At 54.6% G+C, this 6977-nt stretch carries 7 protein-coding genes; 4 read left to right on the forward strand and 3 right to left on the reverse strand.

All coding sequences use genetic code 11. The features are described 5' to 3' along the window. Positions 1 to 33: 33 nt before the first annotated feature. Positions 34 to 1335 (forward strand): BamA/TamA family outer membrane protein, encoded by a 1302-nt coding sequence (locus BM123_RS23115; protein ID WP_090173408.1) that lies wholly within the window; start codon positions 34 to 36, stop codon positions 1333 to 1335. 141 nt (positions 1336 to 1476) lie between these two features. Continuing rightward, a complete protein-coding gene (locus tag BM123_RS23120; RefSeq protein ID WP_090173410.1) occupies positions 1477 to 1926 on the forward strand; it encodes a DUF1877 family protein in 450 nt (149 codons plus the stop codon). A 100-nt stretch (positions 1927 to 2026) separates the two neighbouring features. Here the strand turns inward: BM123_RS23120 and BM123_RS23125 are convergent, their stop codons facing one another. Together BM123_RS23125 and BM123_RS23130 are read right to left on the reverse strand one after the other, a co-directional pair. Further along, a complete protein-coding gene (locus tag BM123_RS23125; protein ID WP_090173421.1) occupies positions 2027 to 2812 on the reverse strand; it encodes an alpha/beta fold hydrolase in 786 nt (261 codons plus the stop codon). Between the two features lie 90 nt (positions 2813 to 2902). Then, positions 2903 to 4582, reverse strand: coding sequence for an adenylate/guanylate cyclase domain-containing protein (locus BM123_RS23130; protein WP_090173412.1), 1680 nt, complete (start codon positions 4580 to 4582; stop codon positions 2903 to 2905). Positions 4583 to 4751: 169 nt separating this feature from the next. On the opposite strand from BM123_RS23130, the gene BM123_RS23135 reads away from it, so the two are divergent. Next, positions 4752 to 5474 (forward strand): hypothetical protein, encoded by a 723-nt coding sequence (locus tag BM123_RS23135; protein WP_090173423.1) that lies wholly within the window; start codon positions 4752 to 4754, stop codon positions 5472 to 5474. 88 nt (positions 5475 to 5562) lie between these two features. Continuing rightward, on the forward strand, positions 5563 to 5925 hold the full coding sequence (locus BM123_RS23140) for a hypothetical protein (RefSeq protein ID WP_090173414.1): 363 nt from the start codon (positions 5563 to 5565) through the stop codon (positions 5923 to 5925). 176 nt (positions 5926 to 6101) lie between these two features. Here the strand turns inward: BM123_RS23140 and BM123_RS23145 are convergent, their stop codons facing one another. After that, positions 6102 to 6797 carry a LutC/YkgG family protein gene (locus BM123_RS23145; protein WP_217642211.1) on the reverse strand — a complete coding sequence of 232 codons (696 nt, stop codon included), beginning with the start codon at positions 6795 to 6797 and terminating at the stop codon, positions 6102 to 6104. Between the last annotated feature and the right edge of the window lie 180 nt (positions 6798 to 6977).

The raw sequence follows: 6977 nt of genomic DNA on the forward strand, positions 1-6977 counted from the left end.
CGCCGACTGAAGCCGGCGGTACAAGCACCCATCATGAATTCTCCCGCCCGTTTCTTTTGCTTATTTCTACTACTATGCGGAGCTGTGAAAGCAGAAGCACAGATCATCCAGCAGTTCGAGGGGTTGGCGCGGACGCAGGTGCAATACCTGTTGGATAAGAGCAATGATTTACGGGCGGGCTCCACAAGCGATGCTTTAATCCTGGTCCGCAGCAAAGAGGAATCCCTTACGGATCAACTGGCCCGCCTCCGGCAAGATATGGTCAACCTTCCCGCCTTCAGCCAGGCCCGCTGGCAGCTCGATACGGTAGGCGGGGAGGTCATCGTTAACTGGCAGCTGGAAGAAGGTCGTACGGTCTTCCCGCTGGTTAACTTCGGCGGCATCCGGGGAAACAGCTACTACCAGCTGGGCTTCAACGACATTCACTTCCGCGGGCGGGGACAGCAGCTAACGGCCTTCTACCAGAGTAATGACGGTGAGCACAACTACTATCTGGGCCTCCGGAACGCTGCCCTGCACGGCAGCCGTTGGGGCTACGCACTGGAAAGCCGGCGCTACGCCGCCGTGGAGCCTCTCTACTTTCCCACTGCTGCGGTCAACTACCGCTACAGCAACCTCTCCTTCGGCATTGATGGGAGCTACACCTTTAAACCCGGGCAAGCCATCACGCTGGGCATTAGCACCTTCAATGAGCGTTACCGGAAGATAAGCGAGCCCGGCCAGGTCACCCCCGGCCCTGAACGGGCTAATTTGCAAAAGCTGTTGTTTAAGTTCAGCCATACGCTTGACCGACTGGATCAGTTCGGTGAGCGTACTGCCGGCAGTCACCACCAAAGCATCGCCCAGGCCGTGAGGACCTTCGGCGAAACGGGCGGCTTCCTGATCGCCTGGCACGACGTGCGGCTCTATCGCCTGCTCGGCCGGCGGGGGAACCTGGCTGCCCGCCTCCGGACGGGCATCTCCAGCAATAACGATAGCCCTTTTGCCCCCTTCGTGCTCGACAGCCAATTCAACATCCGCGGCAGCGGAAACCGTATCGACCGGGGGACGGCCCAGCTGGTCCTTAACCTGGAATACCGCCACTCCGTCTGGCGCGATAAAAAAGAGCGCTTTGCTGCGCAGATTGTCGGCTTCTCCGACTTCGGCACCTGGCGTAGCCCCGGCGGTGAAATCAATGATCTGCTGGACAGCGAAAGTCTCCGGCATTTCATCGGCGGCGGTATTCGCCTCATCAGCCTGAAAGCGCACAATGCCGTGATTCGCCTGGATTATGGCGTAGATGTTCGTAATACCCGGGAGCGGGGGCTGGTGGCTGGGTTTGGGCAGTATTTTTAGTGGGGTAGTTTGATAGTAATGATAGTATGTCAGTAGCAGCCGCTTTTGGGAGGCAACTCGCTACGAGACTGGGATAGGGAAAGCCTTCCAACTTACCTGAAGCAAGGTATATTTGCGTTTCACCTTTAAAACCTTATAAATATGGGAATGACCGCCTCCCTTACCCGAATCAAGTCTGTACATCTTGATCATTTACTAAATCAGGAGCCTCTGCCTGGTGATCCCGAAGAAGAATTATACGTTGATAAAGACTGGGAAAGTATCATGTACGTGTTCGGAAACGGCTCTGTGGGTGCGCCCATAACGGGCGATATTTTTATGCCGGAAGAAGTCATAGGAGATGAGGAGGCAATACAATGCGGCGAAGGAATCCGCTACCACACTCCCGAGGCTGTTAAGGCAATCAATGTTATGATCAGTGACCTTACTGAAGCCTCTGTTCGAGAACTTATTGTCCCGGAGAAGATGGAGCACATTTATAGCTTTCACCCCGATGAAACAGAACTATTAGTTGAGCGATGTCTGAGTGTAATAGAACTATTTAAAAGAGCAGAGCAAAATGGAGACCTTGTTATCGCCGGAATGGGGTAGCAGAAGATGCTTAAAACTCAACCCTGCTCTTTCTCACCCAGCTACGCAGCAGCGTGCCACGGAACAGCGGCAGCCACTCCCTGACTGCTTTATTCCCTTACTACTTAACTCCCTGACTACTAGACTCCCTGACCCGTTCCAGCCAATCGCCCATGATCGCATTAAACTCCTCCGGCCGTTCCATCATCGGAGCGTGGGCGCATTTGTCGATGAAGTGTAACTCGGAATCAGCGATGAGTTCATTGAATTGCTCGCCGACGAAAGGAGGCGTAATGGTGTCCTGATTGCCCCAGACGAGCAGGGTCGGCGCTTTGATTTTATCCAGCTTGTGGGCCAGGTTGTGTCGTACGGCAGACTTGGCCGTCATGATGATCCGCAGGCCTTTATTGCGGTCGTTGACGGTCGCGAAGACCTCGTCCACCAGCTCTTTGCTCGAGACGGCGGGGTCATAGAACGTACTCTCCGTCTTCTTCTTGATGAATTCGTAGTTCTTACGCGGCGGTAAACTATTACCCATTGCGCTTTCGAATAAGCCACTGCTTCCGGAGAGGGTAATGGTGGCAATATTCTCCGGATGGTCCATCGCGTAGAGAATGCCCACATGTCCGCCCAGGCTATTGCCCATCAGGTGGATTGGTGGGTAGCCCTTATGCTTGATAAAGGCGGCGAGGTGGTCTACCAGCCCCGCTAAGGAGACCTTGCGCAGAGGCAGGGTCATGATGGGTAGCGTAGGGATGATGACATTATACTTGCTCCGGAAGTACTCAATCTGTGCACCGAAGTTACTCAGTCCACCGAAGAGCCCGTGCAGCAAAACGAGGGGTTCGCCCGTTCCTCCCGTTTCCAGGTATTCGAATGTTCCTTCTTGCTTCTTTTCAAAGGCCATGGGCATACTTGGATAATCAGTTCGGTAAATTAACGCAAAAATACGGGGACAAAAGGTGCTCCGCTGAAAGACATGGTACGGAAAATCTGATTAATGGGCGGCGGAAAGCTCTTCCTCAACAAAGTACATATCAATCATGCCTTTGTTTTTGGCTTCTACTTTGCCCCGATAGGTACAGCGAAAACGGTACCGAATCATCTCATAAGTGCTGCCGGAAACGTTCACCCGGCCCGGCTCACTCTGGCTTTCCACCCGGCTGGCAACGTTGACGGTATCACCCCAGATATCATAAGCGAACTTTCGCGCACCCACTACTCCCGCCACTACCGTGCCGGTATGTAAACCTATGCGGCCCGTGAAATAGGGTAAGCCCAGCATCCGCCGTTTATCCCCTTCTTCGGTCAGGAAACGTTGCATTTCCAGGGCTGCACGGATAATGTCGTGCGGGACAGACTTCCGGGAGCTTAATCCGCTGGCAGCCATATAGGCGTCGCCGATCGTTTTAATTTTTTCTACCCCGGGGTAACGATCCATAATGGCATCGAAGGCTTTGAAGCATACGTCCAGCTCCTGCACCAGAGCTTCTGCGCCCAGCCGTTCGGCGGTGGCGGTGAAGTTGACAAAGTCGCAGAACAGGACAGTAGCATCGGGAAACTGCCGCGCTCGCGCCTTACCCGTTTCTTTAAGTTCCTTAGCGATTTCAGCGGGCAGAATATTTTCCAGCAGCTCGTCACTTTTTTTTCGGGCCTCATCCAAAGCATCATTGGCTATCGACAGCTTTTGGGCGGATCGCTGCTTTACCCGGAAACGGGAAAAAAACAGGGCAGCGAGCAGAAAAAGCCCCGTCCCCACGCCGATGGCGGCGTAGAGCTGGAAGGTTTGTCGCTCCGCTTTAATCTCCGCAGCCTGGGTTTCCAGCTCAGCTTCCATCAGTTGCTCGCGGGCATCGTTGGCAATGGCTTTCTGTTCGAGGGCTTCGCGACTCAGGCTTTTGATCTCCCGGCGGGTTTCGGCCACCCGTTTTTCGACGGCAGCTTTTTGCTCCTGGGTCTTTTCAAGTTCCTCGTTGCGGGCAGCGAGTTCCTCGGCGCTTTCAGCCAGCTGTTGATTTCGGGTTTGATTTTCCCGTTGCAGTTGGGTGTTGGTTCCTTCCAGCTGGTTTTTTTCCCGGCTCAGGCGGTCTACTTCGCCGGATAGTTTGGAGGTTTGTTGTTCCACCTCCCGCCGCCGCCGTTGCAGGGCAGCTTGTTCTTTTTCAAGGCGCGCCCGCAGGGCATCGATGTTGTTGTCCTGGCCGTTCTTGGTGAAAAAGTCAAGCGCTTGCTGATTGATCCGGGTGGCTTCCCGGTAGTTCTGCCGCTTAGCGGCCAGGCGGGTCCGTTCGGATACGGCGCGGAGAATGAGGTCGGCGTCACCGGCTTTCATGCCGTGGGTGACGGCTTCTTCCATGAAGCGATCCGTCAGCCGGTCGTCCCGTTGTTTCTGGTAGGCCAGGGCCAGGGTGAAAGCAGCTGGGCCGATGAGCTTGGAGTCGCCCATCCGCTTCGAGGTAGTAAGCAGCTGCTTACTGAAGCTGACGGCCAGGTCGCGGTCGGTCTTACGACCGGATTCGAGGAGAATCCCCGTCAGGTCATAGAGGATGCCATAGCGCTCGCCATCGGTGTCCGCCTCATCGAGACTTTCGATAAGTTCCTGGCTGCTTTGGGCGCTGACGTTCCGCAGTATTGCGGAACAGAGGAAGGTAAATAAGCAAAGTAGGAAAACCCGCATAGCGGCGAAGATAGGGTTGCCAGCCCGTTGGTTTTTCGGTTTTTCGGGTTTTTTGATGGTGGAGAGTCTTCCCTTGCTCCTGGTCCTTCCTTTGCACCTGCGTCCGCGCCCTGATTTTCTTCTTTTCAGCCAACTCAAAACCCTATGCTGCTACTGGCGTTACTTCCCCGTGCCTCAACTGACCACACTTACGCTACTACGCTTCAACGGAGCGACCAACCGTGCCTGGATCTTCACCCAGATGGGGCTGATGCCCGGTTGGTTTAATCGTAGCCCCGTAGCAGGTGTAGCCGGTTTACGCTTCAGCCGATTGCTGGGAAGTGGTGCGGGCAACGGCTTCGGTCTGGCGCCCAATTTCGGGGTGTACGCCTGGCTTGGCCACTGGGAAACGGAAGAGGCTGCGGATGATTTTTTCTCTCTTCACCCCTGGTGGCAGGCAATGCTCAGTCACAGCAGCGAACAACTAACGGCGCGCATGTTGCCCACCATGACGCACGGTGAATGGGGCGGTGACCGGCCATTTTCTCCCCGGCCGGAGGACTATGATCCCTCCCGGCCAGTAGCCGTCATCACCCGGGCCACGATCCGAACCCGAAAATTACCCGATTTTTGGCGCTACGTGCCTCAGACGAGCGCCTCCATCGAAGCGCATCCCGCCCGTAAACTCAGCATTGGCGTAGGTGAATATCCGGTCTTTATGCAGGCAACTTTCAGCCTCTGGACAAGTGGGAAGGCCATGCAGGAATTTGCCTACCGCAGCCAGCATCACAAAGAAGTCGTGCGGCTCACCCGCGAGCGAAACTGGTATAAAGAAGAGATGTTTACCCGCTTTCAGGTGCTCGCTCTGGAAGGAAACTGGGAAGGCCAACCAGCAACGGAGTGGTCACTTTAGCCTTTTTTGTCGATGTTAAATTTTCCGGCTAAAGAATTTTTCTTCCTATCTTATCCTTTGAACTGTAGCCCCTTAACTGGCGAACCTCATGCCGCAACAAGCCTGGAGCATTACCGGACATCAGGGAAACACCTATAAATTAGGTCTTTTCCACGGAGAAACGAGCCACCACGTGGTCGTTCACTGTAATAACCGGGTGGTCGCTATTGACTTTGACGTACAGGAATCCAAAACTTACAGCATTTTCCTCGATCAGGAGCTTTGCGAAGTCTCCATTGACCATACCGGGGCCAATGCTTTTACCTACGACTGCCGCATTAACCGGGAGGTGGAAACACCCCTCAATCAGCAGCGGAACAAATACCGAAAGGACGAGGAACGCTCAGAGAAAGTACGGCTTATTGCTGCTGCGAGTGTAGTGCTGCTGGTACTGATAATTTTGCTGGGGTAGGGGTAGTTTGGTAGTCTTGTGGTCTGGTAGGCTGCCGCACTAAGCGTTACGGCCTTATCTGGGCTGAAGTCCAGACCTGTGCTACAAAGCTCTTCGAGTTACTTCGTTGGCGTAAATTATCTGGGTTTGCATTATCTCCAAAATTCGGTAGCCTACCAGCCTACCGAACGACAAGACTATAGCACCACCACCAGGCTCCTGGGCCCATGCGCCCCGATCACCAGGCTTTGCTCAATGTCCGCTGTTTTACTGGGGCCGGCGATGAAGACGCCGAAGCCCGTATCGTCTACTTTTATTCGTTGATAAGCTTCGTGCATGGTAGGGACGATTGGCCCGTCAATCAGCAAAATGAGGTGCTGGGTAATAAAAGGAAGTACCCGAACGATGGCTTCGGATTCACTTACCCAAATGGCTCCGTTCTCGGCTACAGCAAACTGCCCGTGCAGCACGGCCAGGTCTACGCCCGCCAATTGCAGCGGATCTTCGATGGTGGCCAGGTCAAGGTTTCCCGGCACGGCCGCCACGGTGGAAGCAATCGTCCTGGCGTTCGCAAAGTGTTCCGCAACGTAATCAACGAGCGCTGCCTGCTCAATCACTTTTCCCTTGCTGCTTTGCATCACGGCGGTGAACGCTGCTCGGTCAGCTGTTTCATCTGGCTGATAAGCGGGCATTTGGGGCAGGGCACGCGGGCCCGGCTTGTTGGCGCGAACGGCGGCTAGGATGGAGTTTTTGCTCTTTTGCTTCATTGGCCTTTTGGTCTGTTGGTGCTGCCGCACGTTGGAGACGGTATAGCGAATGCTAAGGTAAGGCCTGGCGCGAGCAGTGGCATCCGGTGGTGTCGGGTGATTGCCGGAGGCTGCTGCGCGGTGCAAAAGTTAACCACAGAGGTACGCAGAGGTCATCACAGAGGTTCACCGAGTGTAAAACTCCAAATCGCGGTAGCCCAAAAGACCAAAGCTGGACTTTAGCCATTTTTAAAGTAGAAACTCCGGCGAGTTGCATCTTCGAGGTATCTGACCACTTCGATTATGACAACCCTTCCTCCGGAGTTT

Origin of the sequence: Neolewinella agarilytica, assembly GCF_900110645.1 — a bacterium.
In the GTDB taxonomy this organism is placed as follows: Bacteria; Bacteroidota; Bacteroidia; order Chitinophagales; family Saprospiraceae; genus Neolewinella; species Neolewinella agarilytica.

Excerpts from the sequence above, each read along its gene's own strand:
- BM123_RS23115 (WP_090173408.1), top strand. The coding sequence starts at position 34 with ATGAATTCTCCCGCCCGTTTCTTTTGCTTATTTCTACTACTATGCGGA.
- BM123_RS23120 (WP_090173410.1), top strand. The coding sequence starts at position 1,477 with ATGGGAATGACCGCCTCCCTTACCCGAATCAAGTCTGTACATCTTGAT.
- BM123_RS23125 (WP_090173421.1), bottom strand. The coding sequence starts at position 2,812 with ATGGCCTTTGAAAAGAAGCAAGAAGGAACATTCGAATACCTGGAAACG.
- BM123_RS23130 (WP_090173412.1), bottom strand. The coding sequence starts at position 4,582 with ATGCGGGTTTTCCTACTTTGCTTATTTACCTTCCTCTGTTCCGCAATA.
- BM123_RS23140 (WP_090173414.1), top strand. The coding sequence starts at position 5,563 with ATGCCGCAACAAGCCTGGAGCATTACCGGACATCAGGGAAACACCTAT.